A 19025-nucleotide genomic window follows, 5' to 3' on the forward strand; every position below is an offset into this window, starting at 1 on the left:
CGCAGTAGTTGCGGCTTTTCGCCGGAAACGCGGGAATTACTGCGCAGTGGATGGGTCGGGAGCGTAGTTCGGGTGCCCGGCAGGTAGCGTAGGACTATGCAGGGCACTTCCGGAATGAGAGTAATGGCCGGATGGCTGCTGGGCCTGGTACTGGTCGTGGCCGGATTCATCGGCACCGTTTCCGTGCTCAACAGCACTCTGTACAGCCCAGGGCATCAGGTCGAGGAATACTTTCACGCCCTGAGGAGCGGCAACGGTGAGCGTGCGCTCGGCCTGCTCAATGCGTCTGTCCCGGAAGGTTCCGCGGCAGTCCTTGACGGCGCCCCTCTCCAACGGGGAGCCTCTGCGGTACAGGATGTCGAGATCCGGGAACCGATGGCGGCAGGCGAAGACCGCGTGGACGTACCCGTCAGCTATCGGATCGGAGATTCCGACTACACCACCTCGTTCCCGCTGGAGAAAACAGGATCCGAGTGGCTGTTCTTTCCTACCTGGGGATTCGCCCCCTCGGCCCTGCCCACGGTCGACGTCTCCGTGGGGGACATGGCCGAATCGACGGTCAATGGCCAACGGATAGCGACGCCCGAGGGCAGGAACACCCTCCCCACGTTCTACCCGGTGGAACTTGCTGCACACTACACCAGCGAGTACTTCGCTGCCCCGCCCCGCACGCTTCCGGTCACCAGCAGCAATCCCGCGGACAACGCGCTCCCACTGGAGCCCGCACCCACAGCGGCACTGGTCGAAGCCGTGGACGGGCAGATCCGGGAATTCCTTGACGGCTGCGCCGCTCGGGCTGTTTTCCAACCCGCCAACTGCCCGTTCAACTACCAGACCAGCCAGCGTCTCGCGGGTGACATCCAGTGGTCCATCCAGCGCTATCCCGAAGTTCGTATCGAGCCGGTCGACGAAGGATGGGCCCTGGCCCCGTTGGCCGGTTCCGCGCAGCTCGACACGCAACTCCAGGACCTGTTCACGGGTGCCATCGAAGACGTCTCGGAGACCCGCGACTTCGAGTTCGATGCACGTCTGACGGTGACGAACTCCTCGGCCACCGTCACACCGGTCATCGACTTCTAGACGCCGGGCGGCGACCGTTGTCTGCAGCCCGGCCGTGCCTATCCGAGTCCTCGAAGCGAGCGGTAGCTGTCAGTCGAGGCCGCGGAGATCGAGCACCAGCTCCGCATTCCCCTCGGAACCTACCGTCACCGGAATACCCCAGTCCTGCTGGTACAGGTGGCAGGCGGCGTGGTCGGGGATTTCGCCACCGGGCTCGCCGTCGCAGGCCGCGGCACGCGCCGTGATGTGCAGCACTCCCTCGCCCGCATCCTCTGAAAGCCGCAGCTCGCGCGTCAGACCCACGGAGGTGCCCCCGCCTGATACCAGCAGCGACTCCGGCGACGAGGAAATCTTGAGTTGCGTCGGATCGCCCCACCGGTCATCGAGCTTCTGGCCCGTCGGCGCGGAGAAACGGATGGTCAGGGCAAGCGGACCGCTGGTGACAGCGGTGGCCGGCCGCTGGGTCTGCGACGCTCCTTCATCAACGGCGAGCGCTTCCCGCGGGATCGGGACACGGATGAGCTGGTGCTTGTTCGTCTCGACGACGATCAGCAACGGCTCGCCTCCCTCGGCAACGGGGCTGTGGTCGATGAGTACGTCGGACGGCTCCGAGAGCCCCCGCACCAGGGTCGACACCTGACGGGTGGTGGGGTCGTAGCGGCGCACGGCCCCGTTGTAGGTGTCGGCGATCGCCACCGACCCGTCCGGCAGTGCCGTCACACCGAGCGGGTGCTGGAGGCGCGCCGACTCGGCGTCGCCGTCGCGGAACCCGAAGTCGAAAAGACCGGTACCGACCGCGGTCCGTACCTGGACATCCTGCTGCCCGTCCACCTCAGCGAAGGTGAGGACGCGCAACGCGGAAGTCTCGGAATCGGCAACCCAGATGGAACCGTTCGCGTCCTCCGCCAGCCCCGAGGACTGTGCAAACCATGCAGCCCCGGCGTCGCCGTCGAGCAGGCCCTCGAGACCGGTGCCGGCGAGCACCTCCACGGCGTGCGACAGGGGGTCATAGGTGAAGATCTGGTGGGTGCCGGCCATGGCGATGACCACGCGCTTCAGGACGTTCGAATAGAGCACGTCCCACGGCGAGGAGAGTGACACATTGAGCGCATCGGTGCCGAGGTGGCTGTCGGTGAGGCGCGGGGTTTCGCTCGCTGCACTGATCTCGTACGCAGTCTCCTGCAGGCCGGCCTTGGTGTGGTTGCCGGCGTCGAGCAGCCGCTGGATACCGTTGCCGGCGAGAGTGCGCACGGCACCGGTCTCAAGTGAGACTCCCCGCAACCGGTGGTTGACGGTGTCAGCGACGACGACGTCGTACCCCACCTGCCCGGCGACGTCGGCGGGCAGCAGCGCGAGTCCCTGGGGCTCGTTGAACTCCGTGTCCGCGGGGCCGCCGTCGGCGGATCCCTTCCTGCCCGAGCCGATGACACGGCGCACCGTGGTCAGATCGGCCTCGAGTTCCACGAGCCGGTGGTGGCCCGTGTCCCCCGCGAGGAAGGTGCCGGTGGCCGGCAGCGCAAGGAGCTTGCCGGGGAACTTCAGGTCCCCTGCCGTGCTTGCGGCAGGGACGTAGGGACCGTTCCCGCGGTGCAGGGTTCCCTTGGCCGAATGCTCCTCGACCAGTTCGGACACGAGGGAGTCAAGACCCGCAGCGTGACCTTCGCCGGACAGGTGGGCCACGATGTAGCCCTCCGGGTCGACGACGACGAGCGTGGGCCAGGCGCGCGCGGTGTATGCCTGCCAGGTGGTCAGGTCAGGATCATCGAGCACCGGGTGGTGGATGTCGTACCGCTCCACGGCGGCCGCGAGTGCCACAGGGTCCGCCTCGTGCTCGAACTTGGGCGAATGGACGCCGACGGTCACCAGCACATCCGAGAACTTCTCCTCGAGCGGGCGGAGTTCGTCGAGCACATGCAGGCAGTTGATGCAGCAGAACGTCCAGAAGTCGAGGATCACGATCTTCCCGCGGAGGTCATCGAGCTGCAGCTGCTTCCCACCCGTGTTGAGCCAGTTGCGGCCCGTGAGTTCGGAAGCACGCACACGGTAGCCCGTGCGCAGGGACGTGTCGGTCATTCTTGGTCTCCTGGTTTGGCGGTGACCCGTGGCTCGGGGGCATGCCTTCGCGTGTCCCGGGCCGCCAGATCGGCGAACATAGAATTGTAAGCCGTGAGATCGGCGTCGTTATTCCTGTCCGCGGCGCGGTCGGTGCGCTTCGTCTCCCGCGCGTCGGTCCGCGACCACATAATGGCGACGCCGATGGCCAGCAGGAGCGTGGGCACTTCACCGATTCCCCAGGTCACCGCACCGCCCAGCTGCTGGTCCTCGATGGCTGACAATCCCCAGTCCCGGCCCATGCTGCCGAACCACGATGCCTGCAGCAGGGACGGCGATCCCATCAGTGTCACGCCGAAGAACGCGTGGAAGGCCATCGTGGCAAACAGAAGCAGGATGCGTAGCGGGAAGGGTGCCCGCAGGGGCACCGGGTCGGTGCCGATCATCGAGAGAACGAAGATATAACCCGTGATGAGGAAGTGGGCGATCATCAGTTCGTGTCCCACATGTTCGCGCAGCGCAAAACCGAACAGCGGCGAATAGTAGAAAATCACGATGGAGCCGGCGAAGTTCGCTGCGGCGAACAGGGGGTGCGTCACCAGCTTCGACGGCCGGGAATGCACGACGACGAGGATCCACTCGCGGATGCCGCGCGTGCCGTCCCCGCGGGGCGACAGCGCCTTCAGTGCAAGGGTGACCGGCGCTCCGAGGACCAGGAACAGGGGAACCACCATGGTCAGGGCCATATGGTCCACCATGTGCGCGCTGAACAGGATCGCGCCGTAGATCGCCGGAGCACCCGACGTGAAGTAGGTGAGCAGCACAAGCCCGATCAGCCAGCACGCGAGCTTCAGCCACGACCACGAGTCACCGCGGCGCTGCAGCTTGACGACACCGAGGATGTAGGCCACTCCCACGGTCAGTGCGAAGGCGATCCACAACCAGTCGGGTCGCCACTCCGTGAACCAGCGCGCGGGGGTCAGCTCCGGCGGAAGCTCATAGTTGGTGAGGATCCGGGCCGGGGTGGCGTCCGGCGCGAGTTCCTCGCTCCGGGGTGGAGCGGTCCGGCCGAGAGCGACGGCGACGCCCGAGACGGCACCCATGATGAGCAGCTCCACGGCGATCAGCTGCCACAGCACGCGCTGTGCCGAGAGCTGCGCGCCCGAGGGGCTGTTCATGTCTCTGAGCTGGGGGATGATCCACTGCCGGTGCATCCAGCCGATCCCGCCGAGGAGGATCGTGGCTACGGCCTTGAACGTGACGAGGAGCCCCCAGGAGGAACTCAGTTGCGACAGATCGCTGATCCGCAGGCTCGCATTGACGATGCCCGAGGCGAACACCAGCACGAAAGCGAACCCGGCCAGGGCCGAGAAGCGCTTCAGCACGGGCAGCACCGAGCTGCCCAGCTTCCCTCCGACGGCGGCCAGGACGATGATGCCGCCCATCCAGAGGCAGACGCCCACGAGGTGGAGTGCGATCGAATTGACGGCGGCGTTGTGGTCGTCGCCGCTGGCGGAGTGGCCTACGAGGGCGGTCGGCAGCAGCCCGCCGAAGGCCAGGACGGCAGTCAGGGCCAGCCCCGTCAGGGACCGGACCCCGAACGTCAGCGTGGCCACCACTGCCGCGATCATGGCGGTGATGAGCCAGGCACGGCCCGTATCGAAGTCGGTGAGGAAGGCGGCGAGTCCCTCGGTGTACGCAGGGTCGGCGCTCAGCGGCAGCCCTGCGGCGTCCGAGTAGGTGAAGACCATTCCACCGAGGGCGCCGAGGGTCCACATCACCGCAGCGACGGACGCCACCAACAGGGTGCGAGTGAACGCCGGATGCTCGGCCGACCCTGCTACCGGCCGGCGGCTGTCGCCGGAGTCCCGCCGTCGCGGAAGGATTCCCACCGCAAAGACCAGCGCGCCGATGGTCCCGGCGGCTCCCACGTTATTGAACGCCTTCGCCACGGGCAGGCCCCAGCGCGTCAGCGCGCCGGGATCGCCCAGTTGGCGGGCGGCAGCAGCGCCCGAGAACAGCAGGGCGAGGACAAGCGCCCCGAGCACCACGACGACGGCCCCGCCGAGCAGGGCCGTCCGGACCCTGCTGGCCGGCAGCACCGGGCTCGGCCTATGCTGCGGTTCCCTGGCTGTTGTGGACATATCCACCATTCTCTACCCGCAGTAGAACAAGGGCCAACTTCCGGAGGCCTTCCGGACTTAAAAGGAGAAGGACCACTCCGCCGAAGCGGGGTGGTCCTTCTCCTTTACCGAAACCTACTTGGCGGACGCCTTCAGCTTTGAACCGGCGGTCAGCTTGACGCTGTGGCCGGCGGCGATCTGGATGGTCTCGCCGGTCTGCGGGTTGCGGCCGGTGCGGGCTGCGCGGCTTGTGCGCTCCACTGCGAGCCAGCCGGGGATGGTGATTTTCTCGTCCTTGGCAACGGACTCGGCGAAGACATCGAACAGGGCATCGAGCACGCTGTTCACGGCAGCCTGGCTGGTGTCAGCCTTGGCGGCTACCTCGGCAACAAGTTCACTACGGTTTTTAGCCAATTTAGGTCCTCCTGGACATCTGTTTCAGTTGAGCTTTCGGGGTATTCGAAAAGCCTCTGTGCGAAAACCTACCAGCTTGACCGGGAGAAGCCCGGTTTTCAGGGGTTTTCCCGAATATCTGCGGCGCTTTCTGCGCAGAAGAGCCGACAACCCCTAGGCTGTCGGCTCCCCTGATGATTCAGCTTTTACCCGCAGCTGTTACCAGCTGGACTTCGTCACACCGGGCAGCTCGCCGCGGTGGGCCATGTCACGGAAGCGGACACGGGAGATGCCGAACTTCTGGAGCGTGCCGCGGGGGCGTCCGTCGATCTGGTCGCGGTTGCGCAGGCGGACCGGTGAAGCGTTCCGGGGAAGCTTCTGCAGGCCCAGACGTGCGGCTTCGCGGGCCTCGTCGGTTGCGTTGGCGTCGACGAGGGTCTTCTTGAGTTCGAGGCGCTTGGCCGCGTAGCGCTCGACAATGACCTTGCGCTGCTCGTTACGAGCAATCTTTGACTTCTTGGCCATGTTTAGCGCTCCTCTCGGAATTCGACGTGCTTGCGGATCTTGGGGTCGTACTTCATCAGGACCATGCGGTCAGGATCGTTACGACGGTTCTTGCGGGTCACGTAGGTGTAGCCCGTTCCCGCGGTGGACTTCAGCTTGATGATGGGACGTACGTCCTTGTCCTTTGCCATTAGAGCTTCACTCCCCTCGCGAGGATCGCTGCCACAACGGCGTCGATACCCCGCACGTCGATGGTCTTGATGCCGCGCGCAGAAACCTGCAGCGTGACATTACGCCGCAGGGACGGAACCCAGTAGCGCTTCTTCTGAATGTTTGGGTCGAACCGGCGCTTGTTGCGGCGGTGCGAGTGCGAAATGCTGTGTCCAAAGCCGGGCTCGGCTCCGGTCACTTGGCAGTGGGCTGCCATAACTCTCCTCCAGATTAGATGAACGTGACGGGGTCACTTGTAGAGCGTCCCGCCACCAGTAATGACACCGTTATTACTGCAGCTTTCCGGAGGTTGACCTGGCAGGGTGAGAGCCTGCCGAAGTGCCTCGCCGCGAGGGAAGACGGTGAAGATTAGGCCTGACACGGACCGAAGATCCGGCAGAGCCTTAAATTCCAGGTAGTCACGGGCGGTCGGAGACCTTCCGCAGCAGCGAAACCGCAGCAGGAAAGACCCAACCAAACGCCATACCATACTACGGGCGCACCGCCCATGCTCCAAACCGGCTACGAATCGATTTCTCCATCGGAGCCGACCACCGCGGGAAGGTCCGATCCCTGGATCGACCGACCCCCACCGAGGTCCGCGTCGGCATCGACGATGGCATACCGGATGTTCGCACCCGCGCCCACCCTCACGCGCTCGAGGATCACCGAGTCCTCGATCACGGCTCCGTGCTCGACGACGACACCGGGGCCGATGACGCTGTGGGAAACGCGGCCATGGATCCGGGCGCCCGGGGCGATCAGGGAATCGGCGATGTCCGCTCCCTCCCCGATGAACGCGGGCAGGAGGTGGGGTGCGTCAGTGAGCATCGGCCACTCAGGATGGCCGAGATCGAGCGCCTTGCCGTCGAGGAGATCCATGTGTGCCTGGTGATAGGTGGCAGGCGTGCCGAGATCGCGCCAGTACCCCTCGATCCGGTGCTCCACCGCCAGTCCTTCCCTCACGAGGTGCGGGACGAGGTGGTTGCCGTAGTCCTCGAGGGAGTCATGCCTCGACTCCAGGAGGTCCAGGATGCCCCGCAGCGTCGGCCAGTCGTACAGGAAGACCTCAGCGGCGACAACCTGTGTCCTCGGTTCTTCGGGCTTGTACTCGAAGCCGGTGATCCGGCCCGCCCCGTCCGCCTCGACCACGCCGTGGTTCGAGGCATCGCCATCCATTCGCGCGGTGGCCATGGTCAGCACCGCATCCGCCTCCTGGTGGGTCTGCACCAGATCGCGGTAGTCGAGCCGGTACAGGTGGTCCGCACTGAGCACGAGCAGCAGGTCCGGGGCGAACTGGTCGATCAGCGGCGACTGCCTCGCCAAACCGTCGGCATTGCCTTCCGCGAATCCCTCGCCCGGCAGGCCGCTGAAGGGCGGAAGCACCCGGAGCCCGCCGTGCGTCCGGTCCAAATCCCAGGGCCTCCCGTTGGACAGATGGTCATTGATGGTCTTCGGCTGGTACTGCTCCAGGATCCAGACGTCGGAAATTCCGCTGTGGTGCAGGTTGGACAGGGCAACATCGATGAGCCGATAGGCCCCACCGAACGGAAGCGCCGGTTTCGCCCGATGCGCGGTCAGGGCCCCCATCCGGTTCCCGGAGCCGCCGGCCATCACGACGGCGAGGATCCTGGGGAGCTTCATGGAACGTCACTTCCCAGGACTTCCCTGAGAATCCAGGAGTCGGCATCGAGCCGCGCAAGGATTTTCCTTCCCACGCGTTCAAGATCCGCGACGTCGGTATCGTCGAGGGCATCGAAGACGGTTCCACGGACCTGCGCCACGTGGGACACGGCCAGCTCGGTGAGCGTGGTCAGGCCCTCGGGGGTGAGCTCCGCCGTCGTCACCCGGCCGTCGAAGCTGGACGGCCGCCGGATCACCCAGCCCCGCTGCTCGAGCTTCTTCACCACGTGGCTGAGCCGGGACAGCGAGGCACTGGAGCGCGCCGCGAGGTCGCTCATCGGAAGCGTCCTATCAGCGGATTCCGAGAGCATGGCGAGCACGTGATAGTCGAAGAGGGTGATACGCGCCTCCTTGAACAGGTGCGCATCGAGGGCACCTGGCAACAGCGAGGAGACAGCATAGAGCGCCAGCCAGGCCCGTCGTTCTTCCCGGTCGAGCCATTGGGTACCCGTCGTCATTTGCCCATCTTGGCACAGCGCACGCCGGAGCAAACAGGATCTTCGCGTCAGACCCCTGCGCGGACCCAGTCCGGGTGCACCGGCGAAGGGTATCTGGCCCGGAGGGTGTCGCCCGAGGAGATACCGCGGAGTCTCCTGCCCACCCAGGGGGAAACATGGTCGCGGGCCCATTGCGCGTCGGCCCGCAGTTGCCCGGCACGGGTCAGCGCCGGTCTTGCCTCGAGTTCAGGGGTGTCAAGGGAATGCGAAGCCTTGATCGCCTCGAGGACCCGCATCGCCATCAGGGTGTGCCCTGCCGATGACATGTGCATGCGGTCGGTGTCCCAGTAACCCCAGTCCTGGAACTCCCTCATCCGCCAGTAGTCGACGATCTCCGCGCCGTGGTCGTCCGCTATCTCACGCACGAATTCGTTATACACGGCGGTCCGGCCGCGCGTCTTGCCGAACACTGCGGAGCCCGAGGAATCGAACCCGGTGAACAGCACAACCACCGCCCCGGACGTAGTCAGCCTGGCCACGCCGTCGTCGTACGCCGCCATCAGGCTGTCGATGCTGACCCGGGGCCGCAGGATGTCATTGCCGCCGGCGTACAGCGTGACGAGCGTGGGCTCCAGGTCCAGAGCGGCATCGATCTGCTCGTCGAGGACCTGCTGCAGTTTCTTCCCGCGGATAGCGAGGTTGGCATACCCCCAGGCCGGGTCGGCGAGGATGAGCTGCTGCGCAACGCGGTCGGCCCAACCCCGGACACCGTTGGGGCTGCCCGGATCCCAGTCACCCACTCCCTCCGTGAAGGAATCGCCGAGAGCCACATACCGCTGAGTGAATTCCACCCGCCCAAGATTACCCGCCCCCGCCCCTGAATTCCCGAACGAAGCAGTTCCTGCAGGCACCCCGGACCGGGGATAAGCTCAAAGCTAGTAACCCGACGGCCTGACCAGACGTGAAGGACTTCATGAACACCAACGACGGCGGCACCGCGCAGCGCGCTGCGCTCATCCTCAACCCCATCAAGAACACGGGCCAGGACGTGCGGGAGATAGTCGCGAGGATGTCTACTGACAATGGGTGGGCGGAACCACTCGTCATCGAGACCACGGCCGAGGACCCGGGCCACGGACAGGCCCGGGAAGCGCTCGAGGCGGGGGTCGACGTCGTGATCGCGGCCGGCGGCGACGGCACCGTCCGCTGCGTGGCGGAGGAACTGGCGGGCACCGACACGGTGATGGCGCTGGTGCCTCTCGGCACGGGCAACCTGCTGGCCCGGAACCTCGAGATACCCGTGGACGACCCCGAAGGCGCGGTGGAGACAGCATTCGGGGGTACCGAGCGGCAGATCGACGTGGTACATGTGACGGTGGACCGCGCGCAGGACGCGCAGGTGTTCCTGGTCATGGCCGGTCTTGGATTCGACGCGGCGATCATGTCGGACACGAGGGACGACCTGAAGGACAAGGTGGGCTGGCTTGCCTATGTCGACGCCGGGCTCCGCAACCTTCCTGGCAAGCCGGCCCGGACCACGATCACGATCGACGGCGGCAAGCCCTTCGATCGGAGGCTGCGCAGCGTCATGGGCGGCAACTGCGGAAAGATCATGGGTGGCCTCGAGATCTTCCCCGGAGCAAAACTCGACGACGGCCTGATGGACCTCATGACGGTAGCCCCGCGGGGCAAGCTCGGCTGGCTCGCGGTAGCGGGCAAGCTCTTTGCCCGCGGGAAGGGCAAGGATCCCTCACTCGAATATTTCCAGTGCAGCCGCGCCGAGGTGCAGCTCCACGAACCTTTGGAGGTCCAGCTCGACGGCGACCCGCTGGGCAAGGCCACCCACATGGTCTTCGAGGTGAAGCCCAATTCACTGAGGTTGCGCATGCCCCACGGCAAGAAGGATCCGGCGATCCTCAGCAACCCGCTCCCCTAGTGCGGGAGCGCCTTGGATCCGTGTCCGGGCGCATGGATCATGAAAGCTCGGACCGGCCCTGCCGCCAGTAACCCATGAATGCGACCTGTTTGCGGTCGATCCCGACGTCGCGCACCAGATAGCGGCGCAGGCCCCGCACGATCGCGGCCTCGCCCGCGATCCACGCGTAGAACGGCTGGCTGCCGGGTAGCCGGCCGGGATTCGGCGTGGATTGGAGCACTGAGGCCTCCAGCCGCTGCGGCGTCTCCCACAGGATGGTCCTGTCGATGTCCACCTCTTCGGGCTCCGGCCCGGCCAGAGCTGTGGCGGCCTGAGTCCGGTCCGACATCGCCGAACCCGGCGCCTGGGCACCCGCCACCTGGCCAACTGCCTGGGCACTCGCCGCCTGGACAACCGGCGTTCCGGGCACGAAGTACCTGGACAGGGACACCCAGCCCGGGACGCGTACCGCCTCACGGACCGCCTGGTCCAGGAGCTCTCCGTGTTCCCGGGCTCCGCGTGCAAGCCACGTGATCCGGACCGAGGACGCCGTGCTGACTTTCTGGAAGTCGGCCGGATCGGACACCTCGAGAAAAGCATCCCCTCCCACATGAGCCGGCAGTGACTCAAGGATGGCGCACACGGCAGGAACTGCCGTCTCGTCGCCGGCAAGCAGGACGTGTTGTGCCAGCCCCGGGCTCCACTCGATGCCGCCATAGGACCCGGCGGTGGCGCACTGGGCGGCGGCGGCATTGGGCCCGATCAGGCACACCCGATCTCCCGGTGCTGCCCTGGCAGCCCATTGCGACGCGGGGCCTCCCCTGCCGTCGTCGTCGAAATGCATCACGAAGTCGACGTCGATCTCGGGCTCTGCCAGGTGACCCCGGAAGTTCCGCACGGTGTAGGTGCGCATCGACCCGCGCTCGTCCGGGTCCAGGCGGAGCCACTGCTGGTACCAGCCGGCGCCGTCCCCTTCGCTCTGCATCAGGGCCCCGATGTCCGGGCACGTCCGCCCTTCGCCGGGGATGATGACCTTGATCCGCAAATCCAGCAGGGGCCCGGCCACCCCGAAACCGGTGAGGCATGCTCCTGAGAAGGTGATCCGCTGGAAGTTCGCGCCGACACGCTCCACCCGGCTCACGACGACGTCGAACGCAGTTACGGCAGGTATGGCCGACGTCCGCTGCACCGCCTTCTGGGAAATATCCGTCATGATGCAGCCTTTGCTTGGGTAGGAAGAGTGTCCTGCGGGTTGGAGAGGAAGCCGTGCCGTGTCGCGGGGACCTGCGGTTGGATGCCCGGTTCATCCGGCGCGGCACTGTGGTGCCGTCCGAGCGGCACCACCATGGGCGTGCCGCTGACGGGGTCCGGAATCACCCTGCATTCGAGATTGAAGACGCCGCCCACCGTCTCGCGGGTGACGACCTCGGAGGGCGTGCCCTCCGCCACGATCGCGCCGTCCTTCATGGCGATGAGGTGGTCCGCGTACCGCGCCGCGAGGTTGAGGTCGTGCAGGACGATGACCACTGTGGTTCCGGCCCGGCGATTCAGGTCTGTCACGAGGTCGAGTACTTCGATCTGGTGGGTGACATCCAGGAACGTGGTGGGCTCGTCGAGCAGGAGGATGTCCGTCTGCTGGGCCAGGGCCATGGCGATCCACACCCGCTGGCGCTGGCCGCCGGAAAGCTCGTCGACGTTCCGCTCGGCGAGCTCCAGCGTGTCGGTGGCTTCCAGCGCATCGGCCACGGCGTCGTCGTCGCTGGACTTCCACTGTCGGAACCACCCCTGGTGGGGATACCGTCCGCGGCCCACGAGGTCCGTAACGCTGATGCCGTCGGGGGCAACCGGAGTCTGGGGCAGGAGGCCGAGGGTCCGGGCGACGGACCGCGTGGACAGGGAGTGGATGTCCTCGCCGTCCAGCAGCACCGTCCCGTGCGTGGGCTTCAGGAGCCGGGCGAGCCCCCGCAACAGTGTCGATTTTCCTGAGGCGTTGGCTCCGACGATGACGGTGATCCTCCCCGCGGGCAGGATCACCGATAGGCCGTCGACCACGGTGCGCTCGTTGTAGGCGAGAGTCACCGACTGCGCCTGAAGGGTGTGGGGATTCTCTCCGGTGTTTCCATGGGACATGTCAGCCTCCCTGGCCTGCTCGGTTCGCCGTGACGAGAAGCCACAGCAGGAAAGGCGCCCCCAGGGCGCCCGTGATCACGCCGACCGGCAACGAGACGCCGGGAACGAGGTTGGCGGCAACGAAATCCGCGGCCAGCACAAGAACCGCGCCGACGAGCGCGGCCATGGTCAGCGACGGTGCTCCCTTCAGGAGCCGGCGGGCGATGGGCCCGGACAGAAAGGCGACCGAGGCAACCGGGCCGGCGGCGGCCGTGGCCAGGGCAGCGAGGGACACCCCGGTGATCAGCAGCGCCAACCGGGAGGCCTCGACCCGGATGCCGAGTCCGGCGGCCGCTTCGTCGCCCAGCTCAAGCCCGCTGAGGCTTCGGGAGAAAATAACCGCGGCCGGAACCAACACCAGGAGCCCCCAGAAGAGCACCGTCGCCCGGTCCCAGTTGCTCGAGTTGAGTGATCCGGTCAGCCAGACGAGGGCGTCCGCGGCCGTGCGGATATCGGTGCGGGTGATGAGGAAGTTCACGAGCGCGGAAAGCATGGCGGCGAATCCGATGCCCACGAGGATGAGCCGGTAGCCGGCAACGCCTCCGCGCCGGGAGATGGCGTAGATCATCGCCGCCACTGCTAGAGCTCCGATCAGGGCTGCGGCCGAGACGCCTGCGCCTGCTGCGCCGAAGACCACGATCGCGGTGACCGCGGCCGCGCTGGCCCCGTAGCTGATGCCGATGATGTCCGGGCTGGCGAGCGGGTTGCGGAGCATGGTCTGGAAGATGGCGCCCGCCACTCCGAAGGCTGAGCCCACCAGCACCCCGACGACGGCGCGCGGCAGCTTGTTCTCGAGGACGATGAATGTGGCGCCGGGAATCTCCGCACCACCCAGGATGCGGAAGAAATCGGGCACTGTGACGGTGTAGGTGCCCAGCAGCACATTGACGGCGAACAGTGCTGCGACAAGGCCTGCAGCAAGCGCACACCGCCGGCGCATCGAGCGACGGCGGACGGCGCGCACGGTCGGCGGTCGGACTCCGGAGACATCGCCCGTTTCCCCGGGGCGCCGCCCGCGCTGCGCGGGGGAAACCTTGCGGTCCACCGCATTGCTCACAGTTGGGCCATCCTGCGCTGCCGGACCAGCCAGATGAACACCGGGGCTCCCACGAGCGCGGTCATGACTCCCACCTGCACTTCGGCGGGCGGCAGGATCACACGGCCGAGGATGTCGGCCGCAAGGAGCAGCACCGGACCGAGCACTGCCGAGAAGGGAAGGATCCAGCGGTAGTCGGGCCCGGTGACCAGACGCACCATGTGCGGGATGACCAGGCCCACAAAGACGATGGGCCCTGCTGCTGCGGTGGCTGCACCGCAGAGGGTCACGATGCCGACCGCCGCGACGGCGCGGTTGCGACCGACGCTCTGGCCGAGTCCGCGGGCCACGTCGTCGCCCAGGACGAGGCTGTTGAGCGCCTTGCCTGTGGCAATCGTCAGGACGAGGCCTGCGAGGATGAAGGGAAGGACGGTCAGGATCACATCCCAGCCACGCCCCGAGAGGGTGCCCACCTGCCAGAATCGGAACCGGTCCAGGGTCTCCTGACTGGAGACCAGCACGGAACTGGTGAGGCTTCCGAACCCCGCGGCCAAGGCCGCTCCGGCGAGTGCCAGCTTGACCGGCGTCGCTCCTTCGCGCCCGAGGCTTGCGACGGTGTAGACGACGACGGCGGCACAGGCCGCGCCCGCGAAGGCGAACCAGATGTAGCCCGAGGCGGTGCTGACGCCGAAAAGATAGATGGCAACGACGACGGCGAGCGAGGCTCCGGCATTGATGCCCAGGATGCCTGGATCGCCCAGGGGGTTGCGTGCCACTCCCTGGATGGCTGCCCCTGCCACTCCGAGGGCCGCCCCGACCAGGAGCCCGGTCACCGTTCGGGGAATCCGGGAAAGCACCACTGCGTGATCCCCGTCGGCGGGGTCGTAGGAGGTGAGGACGTCGATCAGGGTGGCAAGGCTGATCGCGCGGGCTCCGATGGTGAGTGACGCCGCGCAGATCACCGCAAGCAGCATGCCCGAAATCAGGAGGTGGAGCATCCGCCGCCGATACCGGGTCCGGCGGGGGGGATCGCAGCCGTCGGATCGGGCTACGACCGCCCGAGGGGTGGCCTTGAGCGGCTGTACCGCCATTGAGCACCTCCCCAGCCGGATTTCGGTCTGAAGTAAGGCTAGCCTAGCTTTGCCCCAATTAGGAAACGAGTTTGTATCCTAATTGGGGCAAAGGCGCCGTCAGCACCTGGATGCGCTAGGAGGCGGTGGGCGGCGTCCCGGTGCCGAAGGGCCGCCCGCCGAGCCGCTCACGGCCGTGGCTGGAATGCCAGTTCGCCAGATCCGGTCCCTTGGGCACGATCCCTGTGGGATTGATGTCTTCGTGGACGATGTAGTAGTGGTCCTTGATCTGCTGAAAGTCGATCGTGTCCCCGAAGCCGGGCGTCTGGAACAGATCCCTTGCGTAGCCCCACAGCGCCGGCATCTCCGTGAGCTTGTTCCGATTGCACTTGAAATGGCCGTGGTACACCGGATCGAACCGGACGAGCGTGGTGAACAACCGGACATCGGCCTCCGTGATGGTATCCCCCACCAGGAAGCGCTGATGGGTCAGCCGCTCCTCCAGCCAGTCCAGCGCAACGAACAGCCGATCATAGGCGGCTTCGTAGGCCGCCTGTGAACCTGCGAACCCGCAGCGGTACACACCGTTGTTCACCTCGGTGAAGATCCGCCTGTTGACTAGGTCGATCTCGTCCCGCAACTGCTCCGGATACAGGTCCGGGGCGCCCTCCCGGTGGAACTCCGACCACTCGGAGGAAAAATCCAGGGTGATCTGCGGAAAGTTGTTCGTGACAACGGCGCCGGTGGGAATGTCGACGATCGCAGGAACGGTAATGCCCCGCGGATAGTTCGGGTCGCGCCGGAAGAACGCTTCCTGAAGGCGCTCGATACCGAGGACCGGATCCCTGCCGTCCGGGTCGAGGTCGAAGGTCCATGAACGGCTGTCGTGCGTGGGCCCGGGGGTCCCCAGGGAGATGGCTTCCTCCAGCCCCAGCAGCCTGCGGACAATGATGGCCCGGTTCGCCCAGGGGCAGGCCCGCGCTGCGATCAGGCGGTACCTGCCGGGTTCCACCGGAAAACCGTCCACGGCGTCACGGGTGATCCGCGTTTCGATGTAGGCGGTATCCCGGGTGAACTCCGCACCGGAGGTGACGTAGGCCCCTTTGGTGCTGTGGTCGGCATCCGAGTGTGCCTGGCCCTGTTCCTGCTCTGTTTCCGACATGTCGACAGTCCTGATCCGTTAGCTGTGGTTGGATTCGCGCTCGTACTTCTCGCGAAGCTCACGCCCGGTGTTGACCGTCTTGAGTTCCTTTTCATGCTTCTTTTCGGCAGCCTTCGAGTCGCGCGGCGGCAGCTGGATGGTTTCCTCCGCCTCGATGCCTGCCTGCAGCTGGCGGCCACGCTCCATTTCGGCGTCGAACTCGGCGCCGAAGAGGAGCGAGAGGTTGGCGAGCCAGAGCCAGAGGAGGAAGATGATGACGCCGGCGATCGCCCCGTAGGTGGCCTCGTAGCTGCCGAAGTTGGCGACGTAGAACGAGAACGCCGTGGTGGTGATGGCCAGGACCACGAGGGCGATCAAAGCGCCCATGCTCATCCAGCGCATCTTGGGCTGCTTCACATTGGGGGTGCCGTAGTAGAGGACGGCGATCATGGCGACCGCGAATGCCACCATGACCGGCCATTTGGCGATGTTCCAGACGGTGACAGCTGTGGGGCCGAGGCCGATGGTATCGCCGACGGCCTCGGCCACCGGGCCGGACAGCACCAGAAGCAGGGCCATGATCACGATGAGGACCAGGACGACAACGGTGATGAGGAGCATCTGCGGGCGGAGCTTGAAGAAGGGACGGCCCTCTTCGACCTCGTAGATCCGGTTCATGGCACGTGAGAAGGCGGTGACGTAACCCGACGCTGACCAGATGGCGCCCAGCAGACCGATGATGAAGGTGAGGCCGGCGGCCTGGTTCGAGGCCAGCTGCTGGACGATCGGCTCGATGGTGTCAGTGGCCCCGCCCGGGGCGAACTGACCGACGATCCCCATGATCTGGTTCGTCGTCGCCTCCGCCTGCCCGAAGAGACCCAGCAGCGACACCAGTGCGAGGATACCGGGGAAGATCGACAGGACTGCGTAGTACGTCAGCGCCGCTGCGAGGTCCGTGCACTGGTCCTTGCCGAATTCACCGAGGGATCGCTTGACAACATAACCCCAGGCGGGTTTGGCCATGTCCTTCGGATCGTCCGGCTTCCGGGGATCGTTGGGATCCGGCGCATTGCGGGCCTTCTGGGACGTTGGATTGTTCCTGGCGTCGCTTGCCGCCTGGCTCTTGCTGCTCACAGTTACCTCCCCAGGACGCCGCATCCCGGACGCCGAATCAGATATTGTCTTCCCTATAACTGCACCATAAGCGTGCTTACTAGTCCAGTCCGTAACAGGAGTGCCTGGAGACAGTGACCCCCAGGAGGAGTCCCCATGCGAATTGCCGTTATCGGTGCCACCGGAAATGTCGGTACGGCTCTGCTGCGAAGGCTGCGCCGCGCAGCAGCGGAGCGGGAAGCCGCGGGGCTCGAGCCCCTGTCCGTCACCGCAGTTGCCCGCCGCGCTCCGGACATCACCGTCCAGCCCTACGGCGGGGTCCACTGGCACACCCTCGACGTCGGCACGGACGACGGGCGCCTCGAGCTAACCGCCGCGCTCAAGGGCATGGACGCCGTCGTCCATCTCGCCTGGGCCATCCAGCCGAACCGCGATGAGGCAGCGATGTACCGCACCAACGTGACAGGTACGGCGAATGCGCTCCGTGCGGCCGCCGACGCCGGTGTGCGGCAGTTCGTCTGCGCCTCGTCCGTGGCCGCCTACTCACCCGCCGACAAGGATTCCCGCAAGGACGAGTCCTGGCCGATAGGAGGCATCTCCACCTCGCACTACAGCCGGCACAAGGCCGAGCAGGAAAAGCTGCTCGACCGCTTCGAAGCCGATCACCCTGACCGCATCGTGGCCCGCCTGCGTCCTGGCCTCATCTTCCAGCCCGACGCCGGTAGCGAGATCGGGCGGTATTTTCTGGGCCCCCTCATCCCCAAGGGAGTGCTGGGCCGGATTCCGCTGCCGCTGGTCCCCATCCCCGCACAGCTCATCTTCCAGGCGGTGCACGCCGACGACGTCGCCGACGCCTACTGGCGGGTGGTCGACCAGCGGGCATCGGGGGCCTTCAATATTGCCGCCGAGCCGGAACTCACGCCGGCCCGCGTCGCGGAGGTGCTCGGTGCCCGTCGCGTACTCGACATTCCCGTGGGGCTGCTCCGCGCACTCGTGGCGCTCAGCTGGGGAATCGGCCTGCAGCGCACAGATCCCGGATGGATCGACATGGCGGCGCTGGCGCCGGTTCTGGACACGCGCCGCGCGAGGACCCTGCTGGGCTGGTCGGCGGAGCACTCGTCACGGGATGCCCTGACCGCGGTGGTCGACGGCCTGCGCACCGGAAACGGCCTGCAGGGCTCCCCCACCCTGTACCCGCGGTAGGGCTTCAGTACAGGAAGATCGGAAACAATGCACGGTTGTGGGCGTGCAGCAGCACCAGGAACAGGACGAAATCGAAGAGGAGGTGGACGCTGACCACATAGGTGAGTGACTTGGTGCGCGCGAAGATCCAGCCCTGCACCAGTGCGAACGGATAGATGAGGAAAGGGCCCCACGCGTGAAATCCGAGCTCCCACAGGAAGGACGTGAACACCACCGCCTGGAGGATGTTCGCCTGCCATTCCGCGATGTGGCGGCGCAGGAGCGTGAACACCGTGCAGATGAAGAACAGCTCGTCCCAGATTCCCAGGACGTTGGTCCCGAGGAAGAGGCGCGCCACGCTCCCGGCATCGCTCGCCGCGGGCCAGTTCTCATAGACGCCGCTGGGAATGAGGTAGACGGGCAGCAGCAGGTAACCGATGACGACGACGGCGAGTAGGTACCAGCGCTCGAGGCGTGTCCATTTCTGCCCGGTGAGGACGGGAAACCGGATGGCGTGATCGCGGTAGAGGAACCGCGAGATGAGGTAGGGCAGGGCGACGGCGGTAATCATCGCGCTTCCCATGAGGGCCATGTGGCTCACACTGATGTCGGTGGTGATGGGGACGGCATCCATGATGAGGATTCCGAGGGCGATCAGGCCCAGATCCCGGAGTAGCCCCCGGTCGAGAGCGGCCGCCACTCCGAGTGCAGCTGCAAGGAGGAGCCAGCCCTGCCACCGCAGGTCGAGACCGAACAGCAGGAAACCGGAGACCGCCATCATCCCCGCCGGAAGGACGTTTCGCGTAGCATGCCGCACAGCCGGTGGCTCTACCGCGGTTCTGGACATGCACCAGAGCCTACTCCCGCCCCGCCCATTGTCCGCTGACGAATCCACTCCGGCCATCGTTTTTCCCGGTTGGATGGACAGTGGAGGATGG

The 19025-nt window shown here is 66.2% G+C and carries 19 protein-coding genes; 3 read left to right on the forward strand and 16 right to left on the reverse strand.

The window, feature by feature from the left end; translation table 11 throughout:
- Nucleotides 1-123 precede the first annotated feature (123 nt).
- Entirely contained in the window at nt 124-1080 is a 957-nt protein-coding gene (locus IWX65_RS10240; protein ID WP_334683798.1) for a hypothetical protein, read from the forward strand.
- A gap of 69 nt (nt 1081-1149) precedes the next feature.
- Here the strand turns inward: IWX65_RS10240 and IWX65_RS10245 are convergent, their stop codons facing one another.
- From IWX65_RS10245 to IWX65_RS10285, 9 genes are all read right to left on the reverse strand, one after another.
- Complete coding sequence (locus IWX65_RS10245; protein WP_196882624.1) at nt 1150-3132, reverse strand: NHL domain-containing thioredoxin family protein; 1983 nt, start codon at nt 3130-3132, stop codon at nt 1150-1152.
- A complete protein-coding gene (locus IWX65_RS10250) occupies nt 3129-5255 on the reverse strand; it encodes a cytochrome c oxidase assembly protein (RefSeq protein ID WP_196882626.1) in 2127 nt (708 codons plus the stop codon). Before IWX65_RS10250 ends, IWX65_RS10245 begins: the two co-directional genes overlap by 4 nt.
- Before the next feature lie 114 nt (nt 5256-5369).
- On the reverse strand, nt 5370-5648 hold the full coding sequence (locus tag IWX65_RS10255; protein WP_026532177.1) for an HU family DNA-binding protein: 279 nt from the start codon (nt 5646-5648) through the stop codon (nt 5370-5372).
- A 198-nt stretch (nt 5649-5846) separates the two neighbouring features.
- Entirely contained in the window at nt 5847-6152 is a 306-nt protein-coding gene (gene rpsN, locus IWX65_RS10260; RefSeq protein WP_026532176.1) for a 30S ribosomal protein S14, read from the reverse strand.
- A 2-nt stretch (nt 6153-6154) separates the two neighbouring features.
- Nucleotides 6155-6322 (reverse strand): 50S ribosomal protein L33, encoded by a 168-nt coding sequence (gene rpmG / locus IWX65_RS10265; protein WP_019481734.1) that lies wholly within the window; start codon nt 6320-6322, stop codon nt 6155-6157.
- Nucleotides 6322-6558 carry a 50S ribosomal protein L28 gene (gene rpmB, locus IWX65_RS10270; protein WP_026532175.1) on the reverse strand — a complete coding sequence of 79 codons (237 nt, stop codon included), beginning with the start codon at nt 6556-6558 and terminating at the stop codon, nt 6322-6324. Before rpmB ends, rpmG begins: the two co-directional genes overlap by 1 nt.
- 305 nt (nt 6559-6863) lie before the next feature.
- Nucleotides 6864-7985 carry a glucose-1-phosphate adenylyltransferase family protein gene (locus IWX65_RS10275; protein ID WP_196882628.1) on the reverse strand — a complete coding sequence of 374 codons (1122 nt, stop codon included), beginning with the start codon at nt 7983-7985 and terminating at the stop codon, nt 6864-6866.
- Nucleotides 7982-8482: a MarR family winged helix-turn-helix transcriptional regulator gene (locus tag IWX65_RS10280; RefSeq protein ID WP_196882629.1), complete on the reverse strand. Its 501-nt coding sequence runs from the start codon at nt 8480-8482 to the stop codon at nt 7982-7984. The genes IWX65_RS10275 and IWX65_RS10280 overlap by 4 nt, the downstream gene beginning before the upstream one ends.
- A 47-nt stretch (nt 8483-8529) precedes the next feature.
- On the reverse strand, nt 8530-9312 hold the full coding sequence (locus IWX65_RS10285; RefSeq protein ID WP_196882630.1) for an SGNH/GDSL hydrolase family protein: 783 nt from the start codon (nt 9310-9312) through the stop codon (nt 8530-8532).
- A gap of 122 nt (nt 9313-9434) precedes the next feature.
- Here IWX65_RS10285 and IWX65_RS10290 point away from each other — a divergent pair, with 122 nt between their 5' ends.
- Nucleotides 9435-10397 (forward strand): diacylglycerol/lipid kinase family protein, encoded by a 963-nt coding sequence (locus tag IWX65_RS10290; RefSeq protein WP_196882631.1) that lies wholly within the window; start codon nt 9435-9437, stop codon nt 10395-10397.
- A 37-nt stretch (nt 10398-10434) separates the two neighbouring features.
- Here the strand turns inward: IWX65_RS10290 and IWX65_RS10295 are convergent, their stop codons facing one another.
- The 6 genes from IWX65_RS10295 to IWX65_RS10320 form a co-directional block, all read right to left on the reverse strand.
- Nucleotides 10435-11589: a siderophore-interacting protein gene (locus IWX65_RS10295; protein WP_196882632.1), complete on the reverse strand. Its 1155-nt coding sequence runs from the start codon at nt 11587-11589 to the stop codon at nt 10435-10437.
- Nucleotides 11586-12506 (reverse strand): ABC transporter ATP-binding protein, encoded by a 921-nt coding sequence (locus IWX65_RS10300; RefSeq protein ID WP_196882633.1) that lies wholly within the window; start codon nt 12504-12506, stop codon nt 11586-11588. The genes IWX65_RS10295 and IWX65_RS10300 overlap by 4 nt, the downstream gene beginning before the upstream one ends.
- A gap of 1 nt (nt 12507) precedes the next feature.
- Nucleotides 12508-13485 carry a FecCD family ABC transporter permease gene (locus tag IWX65_RS10305; protein WP_196882746.1) on the reverse strand — a complete coding sequence of 326 codons (978 nt, stop codon included), beginning with the start codon at nt 13483-13485 and terminating at the stop codon, nt 12508-12510.
- 113 nt (nt 13486-13598) lie between these two features.
- Complete coding sequence (locus IWX65_RS10310; RefSeq protein WP_334683808.1) at nt 13599-14579, reverse strand: FecCD family ABC transporter permease; 981 nt, start codon at nt 14577-14579, stop codon at nt 13599-13601.
- Between the two features lie 208 nt (nt 14580-14787).
- Nucleotides 14788-15813 carry a glutathione S-transferase family protein gene (locus IWX65_RS10315; RefSeq protein ID WP_196882635.1) on the reverse strand — a complete coding sequence of 342 codons (1026 nt, stop codon included), beginning with the start codon at nt 15811-15813 and terminating at the stop codon, nt 14788-14790.
- Between the two features lie 18 nt (nt 15814-15831).
- Complete coding sequence (locus tag IWX65_RS10320; protein ID WP_334683799.1) at nt 15832-16926, reverse strand: YihY/virulence factor BrkB family protein; 1095 nt, start codon at nt 16924-16926, stop codon at nt 15832-15834.
- Between the two features lie 135 nt (nt 16927-17061).
- On the opposite strand from IWX65_RS10320, the gene IWX65_RS10325 reads away from it, so the two are divergent.
- Entirely contained in the window at nt 17062-18108 is a 1047-nt protein-coding gene (locus tag IWX65_RS10325; RefSeq protein ID WP_196882639.1) for an NAD-dependent epimerase/dehydratase family protein, read from the forward strand.
- Between the two features lie 4 nt (nt 18109-18112).
- Here IWX65_RS10325 and IWX65_RS10330 read toward each other — a convergent pair whose 3' ends face one another.
- Nucleotides 18113-18934 carry a CPBP family glutamic-type intramembrane protease gene (locus IWX65_RS10330; RefSeq protein WP_196882641.1) on the reverse strand — a complete coding sequence of 274 codons (822 nt, stop codon included), beginning with the start codon at nt 18932-18934 and terminating at the stop codon, nt 18113-18115.
- Nucleotides 18935-19025: the final 91 nt, after the last annotated feature.

Origin of the sequence: Arthrobacter sp. CAN_A214 (assembly GCF_015751955.1) — a bacterium.
Classification (GTDB): Bacteria; Actinomycetota; Actinomycetes; order Actinomycetales; family Micrococcaceae; genus Arthrobacter_D.

Bases quoted from the DNA above. Each gene is read 5' to 3' on its own strand.
- IWX65_RS10330 (WP_196882641.1), bottom strand. From the start codon at position 18,934: ATGTCCAGAACCGCGGTAGAGCCACCGGCTGTGCGGCATGCTACGCGA.
- IWX65_RS10245 (WP_196882624.1), bottom strand. From the start codon at position 3,132: ATGACCGACACGTCCCTGCGCACGGGCTACCGTGTGCGTGCTTCCGAA.
- IWX65_RS10280 (WP_196882629.1), bottom strand. From the start codon at position 8,482: ATGACGACGGGTACCCAATGGCTCGACCGGGAAGAACGACGGGCCTGG.
- rpsN (WP_026532176.1), bottom strand. From the start codon at position 6,152: ATGGCCAAGAAGTCAAAGATTGCTCGTAACGAGCAGCGCAAGGTCATT.
- IWX65_RS10300 (WP_196882633.1), bottom strand. From the start codon at position 12,506: ATGTCCCATGGAAACACCGGAGAGAATCCCCACACCCTTCAGGCGCAG.
- IWX65_RS10275 (WP_196882628.1), bottom strand. From the start codon at position 7,985: ATGAAGCTCCCCAGGATCCTCGCCGTCGTGATGGCCGGCGGCTCCGGG.
- IWX65_RS10305 (WP_196882746.1), bottom strand. From the start codon at position 13,485: ATGCGCCGGCGGTGTGCGCTTGCTGCAGGCCTTGTCGCAGCACTGTTC.
- IWX65_RS10295 (WP_196882632.1), bottom strand. From the start codon at position 11,589: ATGACGGATATTTCCCAGAAGGCGGTGCAGCGGACGTCGGCCATACCT.
- rpmG (WP_019481734.1), bottom strand. From the start codon at position 6,322: ATGGCAAAGGACAAGGACGTACGTCCCATCATCAAGCTGAAGTCCACC.
- IWX65_RS10240 (WP_334683798.1), top strand. From the start codon at position 124: ATGGCCGGATGGCTGCTGGGCCTGGTACTGGTCGTGGCCGGATTCATC.
- IWX65_RS10325 (WP_196882639.1), top strand. From the start codon at position 17,062: ATGCGAATTGCCGTTATCGGTGCCACCGGAAATGTCGGTACGGCTCTG.
- rpmB (WP_026532175.1), bottom strand. From the start codon at position 6,558: ATGGCAGCCCACTGCCAAGTGACCGGAGCCGAGCCCGGCTTTGGACAC.
- IWX65_RS10315 (WP_196882635.1), bottom strand. From the start codon at position 15,813: ATGTCGGAAACAGAGCAGGAACAGGGCCAGGCACACTCGGATGCCGAC.
- IWX65_RS10250 (WP_196882626.1), bottom strand. From the start codon at position 5,255: ATGTCCACAACAGCCAGGGAACCGCAGCATAGGCCGAGCCCGGTGCTG.
- IWX65_RS10310 (WP_334683808.1), bottom strand. From the start codon at position 14,579: ATGCTCCACCTCCTGATTTCGGGCATGCTGCTTGCGGTGATCTGCGCG.
- IWX65_RS10290 (WP_196882631.1), top strand. From the start codon at position 9,435: ATGAACACCAACGACGGCGGCACCGCGCAGCGCGCTGCGCTCATCCTC.